The sequence below is a fragment of the Streptosporangium sp. CA-115845 genome, from assembly GCF_050943795.1.
Classification (GTDB): Bacteria; Actinomycetota; Actinomycetes; order Streptosporangiales; family Streptosporangiaceae; genus Streptosporangium.
Genome location: NZ_CP191988.1, coordinates 4587444 through 4609017, shown reverse-complemented (window position 1 = coordinate 4609017; position 21574 = coordinate 4587444). Strand labels below are relative to the sequence as shown.

Sequence of the window (21574 nt, the reverse complement as noted above, 5' to 3'; positions counted from 1 at the left end):
AACCTCCGGCCGCCCCCGCGGCAGAAGCCGATGCGGCTCTCCTACCCCCGTGGCCTCCGGTCACCCAGATGAGGCGCGCGGCCCCCGACCGGTGGACCTGGTTGATCCGACGACCGCGACGGGGCAGCGAGCATGGTGGAGAACCTCACGGCTGACCGATCCCAGCAGGACCGAACCGACGGCGCCGAGGCCGCGAGAACCCACCACGAGCAGGTCCGCCCGCGTCGAGGCGGCCAGCAGTGCCGGCACCGGGCGCGCCCGCGTCACCTCCGAGACGACCTCGACCGCGGGAAACCGCTCCCGCCAGCCGGCCAGCCGCTCCTCGGCCACCCGGCGCTGTGCGCACCGGATCTCTTCGCTGTCTCCGCCCGCCTCCGCCGAGAACGCTTGAAGCGGCGCCTGCCAGGCGTAGATCGCGCGCAACCCGCATCCGCGTAAAGCGGCCTGCTCGAAGGCGAACCCGAGAGCGGGTTCGCTCTCGGCGGAACCGTCGACACCCACGACCACCTCGCCGTACGCCTCGGCACAGCCCTGCCTGACGACCACCACCGCGCCGCGTACGTGGCCCGCCATCCGGACGGGAACCGAGCCGAGCGGCGATCCGGCGAAACCGCCCAGGCCACGATCGCCGACCACCAGTTCGACCGCCGTTTCCGCCTGCCCGCACAGAACGTCGGACGGCGTTCCCTCGATCAGCTCGGTGGTCACCCGGGCATCCGGCCTCCGCTCCATCGCCGCCTTGGCCGCTTCGGTGAGCACCTGCTCGCCGAAGCACGCCAGCCGGCCGGACAGGTCCGGCGCGGGAAACCCAACAAGATCGTGCGGCCAGCGGTCCACGGCGTGAACGATCCGCAGGGTCATCCCCCGGCGGACGGCGTCGTCGACCGCCCACTCCAGGGCCGCGGTGGCGGCGGCCGAGCCATCCGTTCCGACAGCGATCGATTCGGTCATCACTTCCCCCGTTGCCCATCGGATCGCGGCACCGGCGGTTCCCCCAGGGGCGATCGTCCCTGGACAGGGGGACCTTTGTCCCCTCCCGCGCACAATGCCCGACTTTCCGACGAAGGTCCCTGCGCCATAGGGCCGATCAGCCCTAAAACCGCCGCGAACAGTGCCGTACCGTGCAGACGGAAGGGGGACCCATGACTCTCCCGGCAGTCAGGGCAGGCCACTTCGCCTCCGCTCCCATCACCGGCGTCGGCCTCGTCACCGATCTGGCACAACCACAACTTCACGGGAGAAGACGTGAACCCCTGGCTCCTCACCTATGACGGCTTCGACCCCGCCCAGGAGGGGCTGCGAGAGGCGCTGACGACGCTCGGCAACGGCTACTTCGCCACCCGGGGCGCCGCGCCGGAGTCACACGCCGACGGGGTGCACTATCCCGGCACCTACGTCGCCGGCTGCTACGACCGGCTCGTCTCCCAGATAGCGGGACACCCGGTGGAGAACGAGGACCTCGTCAACGTGCCGAACTGGCTGTCCCTGACCTTTCGCGCCGAAGGCGGCGACTGGTTCGCTCCCGGCAACGCCGAGATCCTGGCCCACCGCCACACGCTCGACATGCGCCAGGGAACTCTCACCCGATTCCTGCGGATACGCGACCCCCAAGGCCGAATCACCCGAGTGGAACAGCACCGCCTGGTCTCGATGGACGACCCACACCTGGCCGCCCTCACGATGACGATCGTTCCGGAGAACTGGAACGGATCGCTGGAGATCCGCTCGGCCCTGGACGGGCGCGTCACCAACGCCGGAGTCGCCCGCTACCGCGAGCTGGACGGCCGGCATCTCGTCCCGATCTGCGGGCACGCCGCCCACGGCGTGATCGAACTACTGACCCGCACCGCCACCTCCCGCGTGGAGATCGCACTCGCCGCCCGCACCACCCTGGCCGACGGGCGCTGCCGCGCCGGCGTCGAGGAGGGCTGGGTCGGCGACGACCGCACCATCGAGGTGAAGGCCGGCGACGAGGTCACCGTGGAGAAGATCGTGGCCCTCTACACCTCCCGCGACAGGGCGATCGCCGAGAGCGAGGCCGCCGCGAGAAGCGCCGTCGTACGCGCGGGCTGCTTCTCCACCCTCCTCAAGCGGCACACCCGGGCCTGGGACCGGCTGTGGCAGCGGGCACACGTCACCGCCCAGGACACCGAGGTGCAGCAGATCCTCAACCTGTACGTCTTCCACCTGCTGCAGACGGCCTCCCCGCACATCGCGGAACTCGATACCGGCCTACCCGCCCGGGGCCTGCACGGCGAGGCCTACCGGGGCCACGTGTTCTGGGACGACCTGTTCGTCATCCCCCTCCTCGCTCCACGCCTGCCCGAGATCACCCGGGCACTGCTCAGGTACCGGTGGCGCCGCCTGCCCGAGGCACGCTGGGCCGCCCATGCCGCCGGACACGCCGGAGCGATGTTTCCCTGGCAGAGCGGAAGCGACGGCCGGGAGGAGACACCGCGCCTGCACTTCAATCCCCGCTCCGGCCGCTGGCTCCCCGACCGCTCACACCTGCAGCGCCACGTCGGCCTGGCCGTCGCCTTCAACGTGTGGCAGCACTACCAGGCGACGAAGGACACCGCCTTCCTGGCCGGTTTCGGCGGCGAGTTGCTGCTGGAGGTGGCCCGCTTCTTCGCCTCACTCGCGACCTGCGAGAAGGGACGCTACGCGATCCGCGGCGTGATGGGCCCGGACGAGTATCACGACGGCTACCCCGACCGTGCCGAACCCGGACTGGACAACAACGCCTACACCAACGTCATGACCGCCTGGCTGATGCGCCGGGTCCTGGACATGATCGGCCTGGTCGGCACCGAGGGGGTCGGCGAACAGGAGATCGAACTGTTCACCGCCCTGACCCGGCGGATGCGGGTGGACTTCCACGAAGGGGTGATCAGCCAGTTCGAGGGATACGCGGGCCTGGAGGAGCTGGACTGGACCGCCTACCGGAAGAAGTACGGAGACATCCGGCGGCTGGACCGCATCCTCGAAGCCGAAGGCGACACGCCGAGCCGGTACAAGGCCTCCAAACAGGCCGACGTGCTCATGCTCTTCCACCTGCTCGGCGAGGAAGGGCTCGACGAGATCCTGACCGGCCTTGGCTACGAATGGAACGCCACAATGGCCAAGAACACCGTGGACTACTACCTGGCCCGCACCTGCCACGGCTCGACGCTGAGCGCCGTCGTCCACGCCGGAGTGCTGGCCCGCCTGCGCCCCGGCACCTCACAGCCCTTCCTGACGGAGGCGCTGAACAATGACGTACGAGACCTCCAGGCGGGAACCACCTCCGAGGGAATCCACCTGGGAGCGATGGCCGGGGTGGCCTGCCTGTTCGAGGCAAAAACCTGATCACCGGCCCTCGCCGCCGGTTCGGCACCGAAGGCATCCGGCCCGCTCACCGCACGATGGCAGGGACCCTCGTCCTTACCACCGGCACTCCGGGAGGGATAACCTCAGGACATGATTCGCGTGTTCCTGGTCGACGATCACGAAGTGGTACGGCGCGGCGTGGCCGCGCTGCTGGAGTCCGAAGGCGACATCGAGGTGATCGGCGAAGCGGGAACCGCCGAGTCGGCGGTGGCCCGCATTCCAGCACTACAGCCGGACGTCGCGGTTCTGGACGTGCGCCTGCCCGACGGCAACGGGGTGGACGTGTGCCGTGAGGTCCGCTCCAAAATGCCGGGACTGGCCTGCCTGATGCTGACCTCCTTCGCCGACGACGAAGCCCTGTTCAACGCCGTGATGGCGGGCGCCTCCGGCTACGTGCTCAAACAGATCCACGGCTCAGACCTGGTCGGCGCCGTACGCACGGTGGCGGGCGGCGAATCGATGCTGGATCCGCAGACGACCTCCGCCATGCTGGCGCGACTACGCGACCAGGCCGTCAAGAAAGACCCCCTCGCCGCCCTGTCGGACCAGGAACGCCACATCCTGGAACTGATCGGCGAAGGCCTGACCAACCGGCAGATCGGCGAGCGAATGTACCTCGCCGAGAAAACAGTCAAGAACTACGTCTCCAACCTGCTGTCCAAACTGAACATGCAACGCCGCACCCAGGCCGCCGCCCTGGTGACACGGCTGAAGACCAACCACCCCGAATGAGCGGACCTTCGGCTAGGTGAGGGACGCGCTCCAGATCAGGCGGGTCCCCACCTCCGGAGAGGACTCGACCGAGAAGGACCCGCCAAGCCGTTCGGCCCGCTCCTTGAGATTACGCAACCCACTGCGCCTGCACCCCCCAGGCACCCCGGCCCCGTCGTCCACCACGGTGAGAACGAGCCGATCCCCCTCGATCTCAACGGTCACCTCGGCCCTGGAGGCCCTGGCGTGCCGCACGATGTTGGACAGAGCCTCCCGCAGAGCGGCCAGCAGGTGCTCCGCGACCCGCTCCGGCACGCCACCGTCCAGCGGACCCTCCATCATCAGGCCCGGCATGAAACCCAGATGGGCCCGCGCGCCCTCGACCAGTTCCACGATCTGCGCGCGCAGACCGCGACCGCCTTCCTGAAGAGGAGCCTGCAGGGCGAAGATCGTCGAGCGGATCTGCCGGATGGTCCCGTCCAACTCGTCGATCGCGTTACGCAGCCGCTCAGAGGCCTCAGACCGCTCCACGAACCGCGAGGTGCCCATCAGCGTCATGGCGACGGCGAACAACCGCTGAATCACCACGTCATGCAGGTCCTTGGCGATCCGGTCACGATCCTCCAGCAGGCTCAGCCGCTCGGCGTCCACCCGCCTCTCCGCCAACTCCAGGGCAACCGCGGCCTGCCCGGCGAAAGAGTGCAGGGTGCGCAACTCCGCCTGGCTGAACGGGACACATCCCGGATGCCTACCCAGCAGCAGCACACCCCGCACCCCTCCCGCCGCGCCGATCGGCACCGCGGCCACCGTACCCGGCGAGACACGGCCGGTGATCACGGCCAGAATCTCCGCCTCGGCCGAATCGGTGACCATGAGCGGCTCACCACTGGTGAACGCCAGACCGGCAAGAGAGTCGGCGACAGACGTCTTCGCATGAACCGCCTGCTCACCACCCGGCCCGTCGGCGACAACCGCTCGCAGGACCTGCCCGCCCTCCTCGGGCAACAGGACCGCGACGAGATCGGCACCGGCCATCTGCCGCGCTCGCCGCGCGATCAACGTGAGCACCTCTCCCTGCTCCGCCCCCGACAGCAGACTGGTGGTGACCTCCGCCGAGGCCTGCAGCCACATCTCCCGCCGCCGGCTCTCCTCGTACAGCCGGGCGTTCTCGATCGCGACACCGGCGGCGGTGGCCAGCGCGGTCACGATCGCCTCGTCCTCGTCGTCGAACTCCCCTCCCCCACGCTTCTCCGTGAGGTAAAGATTTCCGAAAACCTCCTCACGCACCCGGATCGGCACCCCCAGGAACGACCCCATCGGCGGATGGCCGGGCGGAAAGCCGTACGACTCCGGATGATCACAGATGCGAGCCAGCCTCAGTGACTGCGGTTGCTTGATCAGCAGGCCGATCAGGCCAAGGCCGTGCGGCCAGTGCTCGATGCCCGCGATCTCCTCCTCGCTCAACCCCACCGGGACGAACTGAACGAGTGTGTTCTCCTCACCGATCAGACCCAGGGCGCCGTAGGTGGCGTCGACAAGGGAGATCGCGGTCTCCACGATCCGGCGCAGCACGGTCTCCAGATCAAGCTCACCGCCCACCGAGACGACCGCGTCCAGCAGCGCGTGCACCCGGTCACGGGTGGCAAGCACCGCCTCCAGACGCACCCTCAGCTCCGACAGCAGCTCGTCCAGCCGCATGTGCGGTACCAACGCGCCGGGTTCGAACTCCCCCATACTGCGAAGTCTCGCACTCTGGCACGGGGCGTGCGCTCACCCACCGGGGTACCTCCGCTTCAAGATCAAGAAGCGCCGGACCAGCGGAGACACGGTTCCAAGGTGGGTACATAGCCTCATACGGGCGCGGCCCGGCTTCCGTCCCAAGGTGGTGCTCATGGCAGAACCCGTCATCGTCGGCGTCGACGGCTCGGACTCCTCACTCCACGCCGTGACCTGGGCCGCGCGAGAGGCCACCCTGAGGAACGCGCCCCTGCATCTCGTACACGTCACCCTCCGCTGGGCCTACGACGTCCCCCTCGTCCCGCAGCCCGCCCACTGGGGACCGGCGGCGGAGTCCGCCTCCCGGAGGCTACTGCGCCATGCCTCCGAGCGGGCCCTCGCCGACGCCCCCACCGTGACGGTCAGCACCGAGATCGCCGACGGCGCCACCGCAGAGGCGATCATCGCCGCGGCCGAAACCGCACAGATGATCGTTGTCGGCAGCCGGGGCCGCGGCGGATTCGCCGGGCTGCTGCTGGGCTCGGTCAGCCGCGCCCTCGCCGATCGATCCCCCTGCCCGGTGGTGGTCGTGGGCGCACCCCGCACCGAGCACGGCACCGAGATCGCCGTCGGCGTCACCGGACGCCCCGGCCAGGAGCGCATCCTGGAGTTCGCCTTCCACGAGGCCATGCTGCGCGGCCTCCCCCTGCGGATGGTGCACGCCTGGATCCATCCGGCCGTCAGGGCGCCCGGCGACATGCAACCGCTCGTCTTCGACCTCGAAGGTGTCGGCCAGGAAGAGGCACGCCTGCTGGCCGAGTCCATCGGCGGCTGGCGGGAGAGGTTCCCCGACGTGCCCATCGTCGAGCAGGTGGTACACGAACACCCGGCCAGAGCACTCATCGACGCCTCGGCCTCCGCCGAACTGGTCGTCGTGGGCGCCCCCGGCTCTGCGTGGATCCTCGGATCGACGGTGCACGCCCTGCTCCCCCATGCCCACTCGCCCGTGGCCGTCATCCAGCACGAGCGCCGGGTCTGAGCTCTCGCTCCGCACTGTCGTGCTGGTCAATGGTTTGCCGGGTTTTTGGTTATTTAACCTTGGCCAGCGCCTTTACAAGGTAGATCGCTAAATATGGCCGCTCTGCCCGACACGGTCGTGCGGAACGGCCACCTGGAACGTCAGAACCGCCGCCCCGGCCAGGGGAGCAGGACCGTCTCCCCTGGCCGGGTGTCGTTCAGTCGGCGCTCACCGGCCGGTAGGTGAGGATGACGACTCCCGAGTCGAACGTCGCGGTGTCCGTGAGCTCCAGGGTCGCCTCGGTGCCCTCACGGAACAGACGCTCCCCCTGGCCACGGACGACCGGGTAGAGCCAGATCCGGTACTCGTCGAGGAGGCCGTGCTCCATGAGCGTGTCGGTGAGCCGGCCACAGCCCCAGATCAGGAGGTTCCCGTCGAGCTGCTCCCTCAGCTTGGCCACCTCGGTGACGAGGTCGTCTCCGTGGATGATCGTCGAGTTGTTCCACTCGGTCTTCTCCAGGGTCGAGGAGACCACGTACTTGGGAATGCTGTTCACCCGGTCGGCGTAGGGGTTGCCGCTCATCGACGGCCAGGCCTGCGCCATGCCGTCGTAGGTGACCCGTCCCAGCAGGAGGGCTTCGGCGGCGAAGACCAGGCCGAGGGCGTACTCGCCGCTCCCCGCGTTCGCGTACTGCATGGACCACAGGTGGGGGTTGTCGATGAAACCGTCGAGCGTCGCGTAGGTCGAAGCGATGATCTTACCCATTGGTGTCTCCGTGATTCCGGCGTTCGGCGAACGCGCTGTTGGGTGAAACGCCCCGCTGTCTTCCGCGGCGCGAGGGATTTCCTACGGTCGTGTCCTGCGTGGTTCAGACGGTGTAGGGACGTCTGGCGCGGGCCTCGCGTAGTGCGTGGGCCCACCAGGTCAGCTGGTCCAGAGTGGTCTTGACCGCGGTGTCGCACGGCGCGCCGACTCTGGGCCAGCTGCCGTCGGCGGCGAACTGCTCCCAGTAGCGGGGCAGCGCGACACCGTCGCGGATGGCCACCGCGTGCAGCTCGGTGAACACCTCACGCAGCTGCGCGGCGGCCAGCTGAAGGCCGACACCGACGCCGACGGCTTCCGGTCGCTGGTCGCCGAGGCGGGAAGGACCGGCGACCCACGGACCAGATCGGCGCTGCTCACCGACGCGCTCGCCCTGTGGCGCGGCCCCGCCCTGGCCGACTTCGCCGACGAACCCTTCACCGGCTCCGCCGTCGCGCGCCTGCACGAGGAGTTGCTCACCGCCCGCGAGGACCACGCGGAGACCCGCCTCACCCTCGGTGAGCATGCCCGGCTCGCCGCCGAACTGGGCGACCTGCTCACCCGGCATCCCCTGCGAGAACGACTGCGCGCCGCCCACATGCGCGCCCTCTACCGCTCCGGACGGCAGACAGAGGCGCTCCGCAGCTACGAGGAACTCCGCGACCACCTCGCCGACGAGCTCGGCCTCGCCCCCGGCGCCGACCTCGGCACCCTGCATCGGGCCATCCTCACCCAGGACCCCGCCCTCGACCCGCCGGCACCACCCACCAGCCCCGCCGGACCCGCCACCAACCTGCCCACCCCTCTCACCCCCCTGATCGGCAGAGACCACGCGGCCACCGAGCTCCGCGCCCTGCTGGGCGCCAACCGCCTGGTCACCCTCACCGGTCCCGGCGGAGTGGGCAAGACCCGCCTCGCCATCAAAATCGCCGGACACCTGAGCGGCCCCTCCCCCGAGTCGCCCACCGCCCCCTTTCCCGACGGCGTGTGGCTGGTCGAGCTCGCCTCGCTCGACCGCTCCGGAGCGTCGGACGCGGTGTCCCGGCTCGCTGAAACGATCATGTCGGTGCTGGATATCCGAGCCCCCTTCGCCCCATCGGAGCCGACGTCACCTCGGGACCGGCTCACCGGCGCCCTGCGCTCCCGGCGGCTACTCCTCGTGCTCGACAACTGCGAGCACCTCGTCGAGCCGGTCGCCGAACTCGTCCGGCACCTGCTTGAGGCCATCCCCGCGCTGCGCATCCTCGCCACCAGCCAGGAACCGCTCGCACTGACCGGCGAGGTGATCTGGAACGTCCCGCCCCTGGAGGCGCCCCGCCTCACCGAGACCGACCTGCCGACACTGCGAAAAACCGGTTCCGTACAGCTGTTCGTCGCCCGGGCGTCCGCCGCCGACAGAGATTTCACCCTTGACGCCGACACCGCCCCGGCGGTCGCGACGCTCTGCCGCCGCCTGGACGGCATCCCGCTGGCCCTGGAACTGGCCGCCACCAGGGTCCGTGCCCTGGGAGTCCACAACCTCGTCGACCGCCTCGACGACCGCTTCCGCCTCCTGTCAGGCGGGCACCGCGGTGCCCCACCTCGCCAGCAGACCCTGCACGCCATGATCGACTGGAGCTGGGAGCTCCTTACCCATCTGGAACGTCTCACCCTCCAGCGCCTGGCCGTTCACACCGGCGACTGCACCCTGCACGCCGCGGAGAACGTCTGCGCCGCCGAGGACCTCGCCTCCGCCGACATCCCCGACCTCCTGGCACGCCTGGTGGACCGCTCCCTGGTCACCGTCGTCCACGCCGCCGACGGCCCCCGTTACCGTCTCCTGGAATCGGTCGCCGCCTACTGCGCCGAACATCTCCGCCGGACAGGCGAGCTCGAACACCTGCGACAACGCCACCAACACCACTACACCGACCTCGCCGAACAGGCCGCGCCGCACCTGTACGGACACCGGCAGCAACGCTGGCTGCACCGCCTGGACACGGAGACCGCCAACATCCGCACCGCGCTCGACACCGCCCTCGGCGAGAAGGACGCGGCCGGCGCGCTACGCCTGGTCAACGCGATGGCCTGGTACTGGTTGCTGCGTGGACGGCTGACCGAAGCCCGGCGATCCCTGGCCTCCGCACTGGCCCTCGCCGACAAGGCGTCCACTTCCCGGACCGCCGCGCTCCGCGCCGGTGCGCTGGCCTGGGAGACCGGGATCGGTTTCCTCCACGGTGACGTCGCGGACCGAGAGGATCGCCGCCGCGCGGCCCTGTCGATGTACGAGGACGCAGGCGATCCCGCCGGGCGTGCCAGGGCCGAGTGGTTTCTGGCCCACACCGGCATCGACCTGGGCGACCTGTCGGTCGCGGAGGACCTGCTGAACCAAGCGCTGCCGGCCTTCCAGGCGGCCGGTGACCGGTGGGGGACGGCCGCGGCCCTCGCCACCCGGGCCAAGCTCGCGCATGTACGAGGTGACCTGACCTCGCTCGGACGCGACGGCGAACGGAGCGCGGAGCTGTTCGGCGAGCTCGGCGACCGCTGGGGCAGGCTGGAGGCCACCGGCTGGCTCGGCGCTCTGGCCGAGATGACCGGTGATCTCCAGCGGGCCGACCGGCTGCACCGGGACGGCCTGCACATGGCGGAAGAACTCGGACTCTGGCCCGAGGTCGCCGGGCGGCTGGCCTGGCTCGGCTGGACCGCCCTGCAACGCGGCGACTACGCCCAGGCCAGGGAGACCTGCGAGCGGGCACTACGGCTGGCGTCCGAGCAGGGCCACCGGACCGCGCAGATCTTCGCCACGATGGGGCTCGCCTTCGCGGCCCGTAGGGAGGATCTTCTCGATCTCGCCGAGACCCACCTGCGCGACCTGCTGAACGGTGCCCCCGAGCAGAGCGCGGAGGAGACTCCGCCCCCGTACCTCCCCATGATCATGAGCGAGCTGGGATTCGTCGCCGAGCAGCGTGGCGACGCCGCCGCGGCCCTCGCCTCGCATCTGAAGGCCATCGACCTCGCGGCCAGATTCGAAAGCTCCCGTGAGATGCCAGGCGCCCTGGAGGGCCTGGCCGGGGCACTGACCCTCGCCGGAGACCACGACGGCGCCGCCCTGCTCCTGGGTGCGGGGTCCGCGGCCCGCGCGTCGAACTCCCCACCGCCTCCCACGGAACGCGGCGACATCGACCGGATCACCACGCGGGTGCGTGACGCGCTGGGCACGGACCGCTTCACCGCCGGGTTCGAACGCGGCGGCACTCTCACCTCTCAGGAGATACGGTCCCTGCTGGCCCCGCCACCGGCCACGCCCGAGGCGGCCGCGGCACGACCGCACCCGGGGTGAACCCCGGGTGCGGTCGTCGCGAAACGGACGAGCAGCTCGAAACAGCCGCCCGGAACCGGCGTGGACAGAGGCGGTCAGGTGAAATCCCCCTCCCGCGGGAGGGGAGGATGTCACATGAAGTAACGCAGCCAGACGTACGCCCAGGCCATGAGCGTGCTCAGCACCGTCACCACGATTCCGTACTTGGTGAAGTGCCAGAAACTGATCGGGTGGCCCGTCCGCGCCGCGATCCCGATCGCGACCACGTTCGCGCTGGCCGCCACCGCCGTACCGTTGCCGCCGAAGTCGGCACCCAGCGCGAACGCCCACCACAGCGCCTGTCCGGTCGCCGCGTCGGGAGCCTGCGCCACGATCCCCTCGACGACCGGTGCCATCGTCGCGACGTACGGGATGTTGTCGAAGAACGCGCCCAGCACGCTGGAACCGAACAGCAGCGACGTCGCCGCGAGGAAGTAGTCGTCGCCGACCGCCTCGATCGCCCACGTGCCCACCGTCGCGATCACGCCGGTCTCGGCCAGACCCGCGACCATCACGAACAGTCCCATGAAGAACACCAGCGTCGGCCACTCGACTTCCGCCAGCACCTCGGAGACCGAGACCCGTGACAGCAGGAGCATCACTCCCGCTCCCACGAGCGCCACGATGGACGGCTCGATGTGCAGCACCGCGTGCAGCCCGAACCCCACCACCACCGCGGCGAGCACCGCCAGGCAGCGCACGAGCAACTTGGGATCGGTGATCGCCCGCCGCTCCTGCAGCGCCATCACCGCGGCGACGTGCTCGGGGTTGTCCTGGAAGGACCCTCTGAACAGCACCTTGGTCAGCAGCACGAAGGCGACGAAGATGACGACCACGATGGGCGCCATGTGCACCAGGAAGTCGTTGAACGTCAGTCCCGCCCTGCTGCCGATGACGATGTTGGGCGGGTCTCCGATGAGGGTCGCCGCACCGCCGATGTTGGAGGCCAGCACCTCCGCGATCAGGTACGGCTGGGCCGGAATCCGCAGCCGGTCGCACACGACCACCGTGACCGGCGCCACCAGCATGATCGTGGTGACGTTGTCGAGGAAGGGTGAGGCGATGGCGGTGATCACCATCAGCATGACCATGAGCCGGTAGGGATCGCCTTTGGAACGTTTCGCCGCCCAGATGGCCAGGTAGTCGAAGATCCCTGTCTGCTTGACGATCCCTACGATGATCATCATCCCGAGTAGCAGGAAGATGACGTTCCAGTCGATGCCCTCGTGCTCGGAGAAGAACACCTCGGAGCCCGGTATCAGCCCCAGAACCGCCATCGCGCCCGCGGCGACAAGAACCACCTTGACCTTGTTCACCTTTTCGGTGGCGATGAAGAAGAACGCGACGAGGAAGATCCCTAGGGCGAGCAGCGCGCTCAAGACTCACCGAGGCCGAAGACGGCCAGGCTGGTGAGGAGCCGCTCCAGGGTGATCGCCCCGGCCAGCGAGCCGTCACGTTCCACCACTGCCACGATCGGACTGCGTATCCTGGCCATCAGCGCGGCCACCTCAAGCAGGTTCGCGTCCACCGGGACGGTCACCGGCCTGGCGTGCTCGCGCGGCAGGCAGTCACCGACCGTGCGATTGCCCAGGTCCTGCCAGAACTGGTCCGCGTAGGCCTCGTCGATGGTCCTGGCCAGCGCGGGATCCTCCTGGTAGGAGCCGGGCACGGCCAGCCTCAGCACCTGGGTGCCCGGAAGTACCAGCTTGGGCCGCGAGCGGTCGTCCACGATGATGAGTCCGGGCAGGCGGCCGATCACCATGACCCGTACGGCCTTCGCGACGGAGTCACTCGTGGTGACCGTCGGAAGGCTCACCGCGATGTCGCGCGCTTGCATGGCACCTTCCTGTCGGGTGAGATGGCGCACCGCGGGCGGCGCGCTCACGATGTCCGTCCTGCGATCTCGGCCATCCGCTGTTCGAGAATGGCCAGCCTGTCGTCCACCGACCGGCTGTGCAGGACCTGGGCGATCTGGTCGGCCTCGTCCTGCTCCAGGTGGATGGCCTGCGAGGGCTCATCACCCCCGTCGTATACCAAGATCCGCCGGGATCCGTTCCTGTCCACCATGACCGCCAGGTTCTGGCCGTCTCGGGTGACGAAGTGGAACAGGACCCCTTCACCGGGCACGGTCGTACGTGTGATGTTCATTTGGTGGTCACTCCCTTCCACTCGAAGCCGCGGTCACGAGGCGAGTCGTTCCGCCCAGCGGGTCAGGTCCTCCTGGAGTCGCACCTCGACACGGGTGAGTGCCACGAGCGTCACCTCGACGCCCCAGTGGCAGGCCCCGTCATAGGCGTCGCCGGCGAGATCGACACACCGGGACAGCCGCGACAGATCGCACTCCCCGACGTACCGGCGGATCTCGGCTTCGGCTGCGGCCAGCATGGCGGCGCCCGGCGAACCCGGATAGGAGGCGCATGCCGCGGGATCGGTGACCAGAGCCCGGGCGACCGCGTTGACGGTTATCGTGACACCGTCACGGGTGGCGGCTTCCAACCAGAGGATGCCGACATCGTTGCCACTCATCGCCTCTCCCGCCTGTTGGTGTCCGCCGCCCCTCCATCCCATCGGTGCCGCGGCTCTGTCACCATCGGGGCCAGCACCCATCTGATCAGGGGTGGAACGTGTAGAAACGGCAAGAGAAGATGGGAGATGCCCCCCATGGACAAGCCGTTCGGCGACCGGGAGGCTGATGAGATGAGCGAGCGCACCCGTAAGGTGGCAGGAGCGCGCAGCCCGGCGCGCAGCCTGTTCAAACGCCTGTTCGTGATCAACGGACTGGTCTTCACGGTCGGCACGCTGGTGCTCGCGCTCTCCCCCGCCACCGTGTCCTCACCGGTGCTACTGACCGAGATCCCGGTGCTGACGGTCGGCCTGGCGCTGATACTGGCCGCCAACGCGCTGCTTCTGCGCACCAGCCTGGCCCCGCTCGAGGCGCTCACGGCCCTGATGCAGCGGGTGAATCTGCTGCATCCGCTGGACCGGCTGCCCAGCGACGGCAACGGCGATCTGACCCACCTGATCGACACGTTCAACGCGATGCTGGACCGGCTGGAGGCCGAGCACAGCGCCAGCAGCGCCCACGCCCTGGCCGCGCAGGAGGGCGAGCGACGGCGCATCGCCCGCGAGCTGCACGACGAGATCGGCCAGAGCCTCACCGTGGTCCTGCTGAGCCTCAAACACGCCGCCGACCGTGCACCCGACGAGCTACGCGAGGAGCTGCGCGGAGTGCAGGAAAGCGTTCGCGCGAGCCTGGACGAGGTGGGGCAGGTGGCCCGCCGCCTGCGCCCCGGCGTGCTGGAGGATCTCGGCCTGCAGAGCGCCCTCAACGCGCTGAGCAGCGACTTCTCCCAGAGCAGTGGCGTTCCCGTGACCCGCAGGGTCGATCCAGAGCTGCCCTCGCTGAGCGAGGACGTCGAACTGGTCATTTACCGCATCGCCCAGGAGGGGCTGACCAACGCGGCCAGGCACGCCTGCGCCTCCCGAGTCGAGCTGTCCCTGACCACGGGGCCCAGCGGCCTGGAGTTGCGCATCACCGACAACGGCCGCGGTGGCGTGCGCCAGGACGGGGCGGGGATCCGCGGGATGCGCGAGCGCGCCATGCTCATCGGCGCCCGCCTGACCGTGACCTCTCCCCAGGGCGGCGGAACCGACGTCCGGCTCGCCGTGCCGGCCGAGAACAAACAAGGAAGCCGATGAACCCCACCAGGATCCTGCTGGCCGACGACCACGCCCTGGTCCGCCGCGGGCTGCGGCTGATTCTGGACGCCGAGCCCGACCTCACCGTGGTGGCCGAGGCGGCCAACGGCGCCGAGGCGGTGGAGGCGGCCGTACCCGAGGCGGTCGACCTGGCGATCCTCGACATCGCGATGCCGCGGATGACCGGCCTGCAGGCGGCCCGCGAGATCTCACGGCGCGCGCCCGGCATCCGGCTGCTGATCCTGTCGATGTACGACAACGAGCAGTACTTCTTCGAGGCGCTCAAGGCGGGGGCCTCGGGGTACGTGCTGAAATCGGTGGCCGACCGCGACCTGCTGGAGGCGTGCAGGGCGGCGATGCGAGGCGAGCCGTTCCTGTATCCGGGCGCCGTCACCGCCCTGATCCGGCACTACCTGCAGCCCGACAGACTGGGAGAGGCGGTTCCGGAGAGCATCCTGACCCCGCGCGAGGAGGAGATCGTCAAGCTGATCGCCGAGGGCAACTCGGCCAAGCAGATCGCCGAGACCCTGTTCATCAGCGTGAAGACAGTCGATCGGCATCGGGCCAACATCCTGCAGAAACTCGGCATGCGCGACCGGCTCGACCTCACCAGGTACGCCATCCGCGCGGGCCTGATCGAGCCGTGAGGACATCGGTGGACCCGGCCGTCCCCGCCGCTCCTTCGTGACCTTCGGATCAGCCCGGCCCGCGTTCCTCCAGTACATCGGTGACCGGTCGCCGGACGCCCTCGCTCTCGTCGGAGGTGAAGCCCAGGCGCATGATCATCTGGGGGTGCTCGCCCGACAGCAGTTCCTGCCGCAGGAACTCCCGCAGGTGGAACATCTCCAGCGCCTGGGTGTGGAAGGCGGCGCTGACGTCGTAGGCGGAGGCGTGGAGCAGGACCCGCTGCAACGCCTGGCCCGCCGCGATCCAGTCCTCGCGGGAGTCCCCCGGCGTGGTCAGCACCGCCACGGTTCCGGTGGAGGCGGAGCGGAACTGGTCGGCGTCGCCGCCCCAGGGATGACCGTGGGTGTAGTCGCGCTGGGCGAAGTGCGGACGGGTCCGTCTGGGCTCGCGCGGGTAGCCCCGCGCCGGAACCCCGTCCTTGCGGAGGCTTCCCGGCGGCTGTGCCCAGCGGATCATCTCCAGGGTGAGCAGCCGGTTCTGGGACTGCACGTCCTCGGCGGCGCAGGTGAGCGCGGCGAGCACCCGGACGGCGGCCTCGGACCTGACCGGCGTCAACCGTGCCCCCTCGGCGCTCGACTGGCAGACGAACGCCTCGATGAGACGGTCCGCCACGGGCACCTCGGTGAATCCGGCGCGGTGGGTGCGGCGGCGTTCGATCTCGGCGTACAGCAGCCGGGTGTGCTCGTCCGGGGCGACGGCCGCCCCCATCCGTACCGTCGCCAGCAGGACGGGACGGTCGGGGTCGGGCAGCACGCGCACCTGCGGTTCGCAGCCGAGCACGCGCAACGCGAGCCGCATGTTCATCAGGGCGGCGCCGCAGCTGATCAGCATTTCCCGGCCCTCGGGATCGCCGAGCCGTAGTTTCCGCTCGCTGTCGGCCCGCAGGGCGATCTCCTCACCGTCGACGGTGAAGGACCACGGTTGAGTATTGTGCACCGATGGTGCCCACACGGCGGCCTGGACCGCCGTGTGGATCGCCGAGGTGATCTCCTCGGTGGTGCGAGCGATCATGACTCAACCTCCATCACGGGTAAAGGAATCGTCAGCCCCGTGGGACCTGGGCAGGACGGGGACCAGGCGGAACATCCCCGTCATCAGCTCCGGCGGCTCCTCCTCCTCGACGATCAGGCCGGCCACGGCACGCAGCACGTCGGTGACGGTCACCATGCCCACCAGCCTGTTGGACTCCCCCAGAACGGGGATCGCGTCGACACCGGCGCCGATCATGGCCGCCGCCGCGTCGACCAGGCGCGCGTCGAGGGTGGTGTGCGGGCAGCGGCGCTCGGCCAGCAGCGAGTGGACCTGAGCACGCGACTGTTCGACCGGGCCGCCCGACCAGCGGGCGGCGAGATCCTCCTGGGTGAGAACACCGCGCAGGCAGCCGTTCCGGTCGACGACCGGCAGGTGATGGACACCCGCGCGGCGCATGATCTCCCAGGCCATGAGCGGGGACTCATCGGGTTCGACGACGACCAGCGTCCGGCTCATCACCCGCGCCACCCTGAGGCTCTGCACGTCCATCACGCCTCACCCCGGGCATGGCATGTCGTCGAACCCGGCACGGCGCCGTCGTCGGCCCACCAGGAAGGCGAGCCTTCCGTACCCGCCACCACCTGCGCTGTCATCTTCTCCCCCTCCCCCTCTCCCCTCCATCAGACCGGTTTCCCACGTTCTCCGCAGTGGCCGAAAGGCCCGCTCGCCGGGGACTTCCGGCCCCCATCTTCGTACCCTGCCCGTGGTGGAATACCGGCTGAGGGGAACATCCCCCGCGAGGGCGATTCGCCCCGAGGCGGCCCACCGCCCCGCCGGGTACTGTTTTCCTCTCGGAAGGGGAGAGGGGCGGTGGCCGAAAAACCCGCAAAGCCCCTGCAGGGTCAGATTGACGATGCCAGATCTTTGCTCGTTCTGTTCTAGTGGGAGATTTTGATGACCGAACATATGGCAACCCCGGGCGACCTGGGCCGCCGGCTGGCCAGGCGACGCGAGGAGTTGCAGCTGAGCCGCGAGCAACTGGCCGACCGGGCCGGCATCGACCCCGGATATCTCGGCTATCTGGAGGAGACCGCCGCCTCCCCCACCCTCGACACCGTGCGCAACCTGGCCACCGCCCTGAACACCGGCATTGAGGAGCTCCTCGGCGCGACGATGAACCTGCCCTCCGGGCACGGCCGCCCCGCCCTCCACGCCCACCTGGAGAAACTACAGCCCGACGAGTGCCTGCGGCTGATCGCCCCCGGCGGTGTCGGCAGGGTTGCCTTCGAGGAGCCCGCAGGACTGACGATCCTGCCGGTCAACTACGTACTGCACGACAACTCGGTGATCGTCCGCACCGCGGTCGGCGGTCCCCTCGACAGCAACCTGCGCACCGGCGTCCAGGGGGTCGAGTTCAAGATCTCATTCGAGATCGACCGGATCGACGACACCGCCCGCGAAGGATGGAGCGTGCTCATCCGAGGTGGCGCCCACCACGTCTCCGCCGACGAGCAGGCCGAGGCCGCCGCCTCGGGAGTCGAGCCCTGGGCGGGCGGCGACCGCGAGCTCTACCTCAGGATCACCCCCAGCGAGATCACCGGACGGCGCATCCGGCACACTCCGTGACGACCGGCAGGACATTCGCCCGCCGCCGAGTCGGCGGGCGGTACCTCCCTGCCCCATCGGCGCCGCGCATGACCGGGGTGTCAACGCCGCGCACAACATCCTGGCCGCCGGGCCGGCGGAGAGGTGAAACGCCTGTGGAGCCGGTGTAGGGCCGCAAAGGCACCGTCACCACGACCGCGACATCACCGGCTTCGCCGCCTGACTGCGGCAGAGGCCGGGAACCCGGAACGCCTGGTGATCGTTTGCTCTTCGGTCACGTTCAACGGACAAGCAGGAGAGGAAGCCGTGATCTTCAAACGGATGCTGGGAGCCTTCGGTGTCGGGGCTCCGTCGGTGGACACCGTCCTGTCCACCCCCCGTGTGCAACCCGGCGGGCTGCTGTGCGGCGAGGTAAGGATCAAGGGCGGCGACTTCGACGCCGACATCGAGTACATCGCGCTTGGCCTGGTCACCCGGGTGGAATCTGAGCACGGCGAGGGTGAGCAGATCGGCCTGATGGAGCTTCATCGTACGCAGGTCTCTGGACCGTTCCGGCTGCGCAGCGGAGAGGACAGGACCGTCCCCTTCCAGTTCCCCGTCCCCTGGGAGGCACCGATCACCGAGATCGCCGGGCAGCACCTGCACGGCATGGGCATGGGGGTGCGCACCGAGCTGGCGATCGCCGCGGCGGTCGACAAGGGCGACATGGATCCGGTCGAGATCGAGCCGCTGGCCTCCCAGGAGGCGTTCCTGCGGGCGTTCTCCCAGCTCGGCTTCCACGTCAAGAGCGCCGACCTGGAGCATGGCCACATCTACGGGGTGAGCCAGCAGCTGCCGTTCTACCAGGAGATCGAGTTCTACCCGCCGCCCGCCTACTCCGGGCAGATCAACGAGGTCGAGCTGACCTTCATCGCCAACCCCGGTGGGCTGGACATCGTCCTGGAGGCCGACAAGCGTACCGGCGGCTACGGCTCCGGCGGTGACGCCTTCGGCCGCTGGCAGACCGGCCACTCCGAGGCGCCGCACCGCGACTGGGCCTCGGAGATCAACGGCTGGCTGGCCGCGCTGTCCCAGTACTCGCACGGCGGCGGCCACTACGGCGGCCACGACCCGTACGCACACGGTGGTGGCCACGACCCGTACGCCCACCAGGGTGGTCACCACGGCGGTCACCACGGTCACGGCGGTCCGGGAATGGGAGCGGTGGTGGCCGCCGGCGCGGCCGGTCTGGTCGGCGGCTACGTGGCCGCCGAGCTGGTCGAGGAGATCTTCGAAGACGAGGAAGAGGAGGAGTGACCGTGCCGGGTCCCGCCCGGTGAGCCCGAGCGGAGCAGGACGGTGACGGCCCGCCCCGCGACCTCGCGGGGCGGGCCGTCGTCATCCGCTCAGTCCGCCAGGTCCACGGTGTCGCGCAGCTTGGTCGGCTTGAGGAAGAGCACGGCGACGACGCCCACCGCGGCGATCGCGGCGGAGATCAGGAAGATGTGCCCGGTGGCGTCGCCGTACGCCGCGCGCACGACGGTCCTCGCGGCTTCGGGCAGCGCCTCAAGGTTGAGGGTGCTGCCCCCGGAGCCGGACGGCCGGATGCCCGCCTTCGCGAAGCCCTCGGCGATACCGGTGGCCACCCGGTTGGCCAGGACCGCGCCCAGCACCGAGACTCCGATGGTGCCGCCCAGCGAGCGGAAGAAGGTGATGGCGCCGCTGGCGGCACCCAGTTCCCGCAGCGGGACGACGTTCTGGATGACCAGCACCAGGTTCTGCATGGACATGCCGACGCCGATGCCGACCAGCATCATCGCGGCCGAGATGAGCACCAGCGAGGTCTCGTGGTCGATGAGGGACAGGCCGAGGAATCCGAGGGTGAGCACCACGGAACCCGTCACGATGTACGGCTTGACCTTGCCGCTCTTGGACACGAGCCGCCCGGAGATCGTGGAGGAGAGCAGCACGCCGAACATCATCGGGATGGTCAGCAGCCCGGCCTGGGTGGGGCTGTAGCCACGGCCGATCTGGAAGTACTGCCCCAGGAAGACCGCTCCGCCGAACATCGCCATGCCCACCGCGAGGCTTGCCACGATGGCCAGGGCGGGGGTGCGCCTGCGGACGATGTGTATCGGCACGACCGGCTCGCTGACTCGTGACTCCACCCAGGTGGCGACGGCCAGGATCAGAATCCCGCCGCCGGCCATGACCGCGGTCTGCCAGGAGATCCAGTCGAAGGAGTTGCCGACGAAGGTGATCCAGATGAGCAGGACGCTGACACCTGCGGCGATCAGCGTGGCGCCCGCGTAGTCGATCTTGACATCCGGGCGGCGGACCGAGACCACCTTGAGCGTCTTGTGCAGCAGGACGAAGGCGATCGCCGTGAACGGCACGGCGATGAAGAAGCACCAGCGCCAGCCCAGCCATGAGGTGTCGGCGATCAGGCCGCCGAGGAGCGGGCCGCCCACGGTGGCCACGGCCATCACCCCACCCAGATAGCCGTTGTAGCGTCCCCGCTCCTTGGGGCTGATCATCGCGGCGATGATGACCTGGACCAGGACCTGCAGGGCGCCCATCCCCAGGCCCTGGATGGCGCGAAAGGCGATGAGCTGGCCGGCGTTCTGCGCGAACCCGCAGGCCAGCGAGCTGAGCATGAAGATGACGATGGAGATCTGGAGGAGCAGCTTCTTACTGAACAGGTCTGCCAGCCGACCCCAGATCGGGGTGGAGGCGGTCGCGGCGAGCAGTGACGCGGTGATCACCCAGGTGTACTGGGACTGGGTCCCGTCGAGCGCGCCGATGATCTGTGGCAGCGCCACCGACACGATCGTGCCGCTGATCATCGCGACGAACAGCACCAGAAGCAGGCCGCTGAGCGCTTCGAGAATCTGCCGATGAGTCATCGGCTCCGTGCTTTGCCGCGTGACCGCTTGGGTGCTCACGCACAACCTCCGTATACGGGTAACTGGAACGGGCCATGACACAATACATGCCCAGTGGGCAAGTTTGCCCATTGGGCATGCATGGCGCCAGGCGTTAGGCTGTCCGTGTTATGCAGATCACACTGGGGTTGCGCGAGCGTAAGAAGGCCGAGACGCGGCAGGCGGTTCACGAGGCCGCGCTACGGCTGACCGCGGAGCACGGCCTGGACCACGTCACCGTCGAGGCCATCGCCGACGCCGCCAACATCTCGCGACGAACCTTCTCCAACTACTTCGCCAGCAAGGAGGACGCCCTCCTCTACGGCGACGAACAGCGCGTCCGCCTGCTGGTCGAGCGGATCCGCACCCGCCCCGCCGAGGAATCGGCCTGGCGGGCGCTACGCGGAGCGGTACACGATCTCTACAGCGAACTGGGCGGACCGGAAAGGGAGTGGGTGATCCGCGCCAGGCTCGCCAAGAGGCACCCCTCGCTCCTGGCCAGGCAACTGGCCAACCACGCCAACCTCGAACGCGAGCTCGCCCAGGTCATCGCAGAGCGCGGCGGCGGCTCCGAGACCAGCACCCGATCTCGGGTGCTGGCGGCCGCCTTCCTGGTCGCGCTGCGCATCGCCACGCACATGTGGACCGACGAGCACGAGACCCGAACCCTGCGCGAGGTCATGGACGACGTCTTGGACGAGATGGCTCACCCCTTCGACGAGGAGTGAACCGCGCCGGTTCTCGCGCCGCTCTCG

The 21574-nt window shown here is 69.3% G+C and carries 20 protein-coding genes; 9 read left to right on the top strand and 11 right to left on the bottom strand.

The genetic code is table 11. From position 1 onward, the window contains the following. Positions 1 to 60: 60 nt before the first annotated feature. Positions 61 to 951, bottom strand: a complete 891-nt coding sequence (locus tag ACQP0P_RS23145) for a universal stress protein (protein WP_433380717.1) — start codon at positions 949 to 951, stop codon at positions 61 to 63. A gap of 294 nt (positions 952 to 1245) precedes the next feature. Between ACQP0P_RS23145 and ACQP0P_RS23140 the strand changes: the two genes are divergently transcribed. After that, positions 1246 to 3348 carry a glycoside hydrolase family 65 protein gene (locus ACQP0P_RS23140; RefSeq protein ID WP_433380714.1) on the top strand — a complete coding sequence of 701 codons (2103 nt, stop codon included), beginning with the start codon at positions 1246 to 1248 and terminating at the stop codon, positions 3346 to 3348. A 111-nt stretch (positions 3349 to 3459) separates the two neighbouring features. Continuing rightward, positions 3460 to 4101, top strand: coding sequence for a response regulator transcription factor (locus ACQP0P_RS23135; RefSeq protein ID WP_355559500.1), 642 nt, complete (start codon positions 3460 to 3462; stop codon positions 4099 to 4101). A gap of 12 nt (positions 4102 to 4113) precedes the next feature. Here the strand turns inward: ACQP0P_RS23135 and ACQP0P_RS23130 are convergent, their stop codons facing one another. Next, positions 4114 to 5814, bottom strand: coding sequence for a sensor histidine kinase (locus ACQP0P_RS23130; protein WP_433380709.1), 1701 nt, complete (start codon positions 5812 to 5814; stop codon positions 4114 to 4116). Positions 5815 to 5971: 157 nt separating this feature from the next. Between ACQP0P_RS23130 and ACQP0P_RS23125 the strand changes: the two genes are divergently transcribed. Next, positions 5972 to 6835, top strand: a complete 864-nt coding sequence (locus ACQP0P_RS23125; protein ID WP_433380706.1) for a universal stress protein — start codon at positions 5972 to 5974, stop codon at positions 6833 to 6835. Between the two features lie 196 nt (positions 6836 to 7031). Here ACQP0P_RS23125 and ACQP0P_RS23120 read toward each other — a convergent pair whose 3' ends face one another. Both ACQP0P_RS23120 and ACQP0P_RS23115 read right to left on the bottom strand, forming a co-directional pair. Further along, a complete protein-coding gene (locus ACQP0P_RS23120; RefSeq protein ID WP_433380703.1) occupies positions 7032 to 7580 on the bottom strand; it encodes a dihydrofolate reductase family protein in 549 nt (182 codons plus the stop codon). A gap of 103 nt (positions 7581 to 7683) precedes the next feature. Beyond that, positions 7684 to 7881 (bottom strand): hypothetical protein, encoded by a 198-nt coding sequence (locus ACQP0P_RS23115; protein ID WP_433380700.1) that lies wholly within the window; start codon positions 7879 to 7881, stop codon positions 7684 to 7686. Here ACQP0P_RS23115 and ACQP0P_RS23110 point away from each other — a divergent pair. Next, the gene (locus ACQP0P_RS23110) at positions 7864 to 10935 is read left to right on the top strand and encodes an ATP-binding protein (protein WP_433380697.1); all 3072 of its coding nucleotides are present in this window, start codon (positions 7864 to 7866) and stop codon (positions 10933 to 10935) included. The two genes, ACQP0P_RS23115 and ACQP0P_RS23110, sit on opposite strands and share 18 nt — an antisense overlap. 110 nt (positions 10936 to 11045) lie before the next feature. Here ACQP0P_RS23110 and ACQP0P_RS23105 read toward each other — a convergent pair whose 3' ends face one another. Genes ACQP0P_RS23105 through ACQP0P_RS23090 form a run of 4 tightly spaced genes read right to left on the bottom strand, consistent with a single transcriptional unit; the run spans position 11046 to position 13479 of the window. Then, positions 11046 to 12332 (bottom strand): SLC13 family permease, encoded by a 1287-nt coding sequence (locus ACQP0P_RS23105; protein WP_433380694.1) that lies wholly within the window; start codon positions 12330 to 12332, stop codon positions 11046 to 11048. Continuing rightward, positions 12329 to 12790, bottom strand: coding sequence for a CBS domain-containing protein (locus ACQP0P_RS23100; RefSeq protein ID WP_030914291.1), 462 nt, complete (start codon positions 12788 to 12790; stop codon positions 12329 to 12331). Before ACQP0P_RS23100 ends, ACQP0P_RS23105 begins: the two co-directional genes overlap by 4 nt. 44 nt (positions 12791 to 12834) lie before the next feature. Beyond that, positions 12835 to 13101 (bottom strand): hypothetical protein, encoded by a 267-nt coding sequence (locus ACQP0P_RS23095; protein ID WP_433380690.1) that lies wholly within the window; start codon positions 13099 to 13101, stop codon positions 12835 to 12837. 33 nt (positions 13102 to 13134) lie between these two features. Further along, positions 13135 to 13479 carry a hypothetical protein gene (locus tag ACQP0P_RS23090; RefSeq protein WP_433380687.1) on the bottom strand — a complete coding sequence of 115 codons (345 nt, stop codon included), beginning with the start codon at positions 13477 to 13479 and terminating at the stop codon, positions 13135 to 13137. A 126-nt stretch (positions 13480 to 13605) separates the two neighbouring features. Between ACQP0P_RS23090 and ACQP0P_RS23085 the strand changes: the two genes are divergently transcribed. Both ACQP0P_RS23085 and ACQP0P_RS23080 read left to right on the top strand, forming a co-directional pair. Further along, positions 13606 to 14652 carry a HAMP domain-containing sensor histidine kinase gene (locus tag ACQP0P_RS23085; protein WP_433380684.1) on the top strand — a complete coding sequence of 349 codons (1047 nt, stop codon included), beginning with the start codon at positions 13606 to 13608 and terminating at the stop codon, positions 14650 to 14652. Continuing rightward, on the top strand, positions 14649 to 15299 hold the full coding sequence (locus tag ACQP0P_RS23080; RefSeq protein ID WP_433380681.1) for a response regulator: 651 nt from the start codon (positions 14649 to 14651) through the stop codon (positions 15297 to 15299). The genes ACQP0P_RS23085 and ACQP0P_RS23080 overlap by 4 nt, the downstream gene beginning before the upstream one ends. Before the next feature lie 49 nt (positions 15300 to 15348). Here the strand turns inward: ACQP0P_RS23080 and ACQP0P_RS23075 are convergent, their stop codons facing one another. Then, a complete protein-coding gene (locus ACQP0P_RS23075; protein WP_433380678.1) occupies positions 15349 to 16350 on the bottom strand; it encodes an Acg family FMN-binding oxidoreductase in 1002 nt (333 codons plus the stop codon). A 3-nt stretch (positions 16351 to 16353) separates the two neighbouring features. Then, a complete protein-coding gene (locus ACQP0P_RS23070) occupies positions 16354 to 16860 on the bottom strand; it encodes a CBS domain-containing protein (RefSeq protein WP_433380675.1) in 507 nt (168 codons plus the stop codon). A 405-nt stretch (positions 16861 to 17265) separates the two neighbouring features. On the opposite strand from ACQP0P_RS23070, the gene ACQP0P_RS23065 reads away from it, so the two are divergent. After that, a complete protein-coding gene (locus ACQP0P_RS23065) occupies positions 17266 to 17937 on the top strand; it encodes a pyridoxamine 5'-phosphate oxidase family protein (RefSeq protein WP_433380672.1) in 672 nt (223 codons plus the stop codon). A 285-nt stretch (positions 17938 to 18222) separates the two neighbouring features. Then, complete coding sequence (locus tag ACQP0P_RS23060) at positions 18223 to 19212, top strand: sporulation protein (protein ID WP_433380669.1); 990 nt, start codon at positions 18223 to 18225, stop codon at positions 19210 to 19212. 89 nt (positions 19213 to 19301) lie between these two features. Here ACQP0P_RS23060 and ACQP0P_RS23055 read toward each other — a convergent pair whose 3' ends face one another. Continuing rightward, positions 19302 to 20801 (bottom strand): MDR family MFS transporter, encoded by a 1500-nt coding sequence (locus ACQP0P_RS23055; protein WP_433380666.1) that lies wholly within the window; start codon positions 20799 to 20801, stop codon positions 19302 to 19304. Between the two features lie 149 nt (positions 20802 to 20950). Here ACQP0P_RS23055 and ACQP0P_RS23050 point away from each other — a divergent pair, with 149 nt between their 5' ends. Further along, entirely contained in the window at positions 20951 to 21547 is a 597-nt protein-coding gene (locus ACQP0P_RS23050) for a TetR/AcrR family transcriptional regulator (RefSeq protein WP_433380663.1), read from the top strand. The last annotated feature ends 27 nt before the right edge of the window (positions 21548 to 21574 follow it).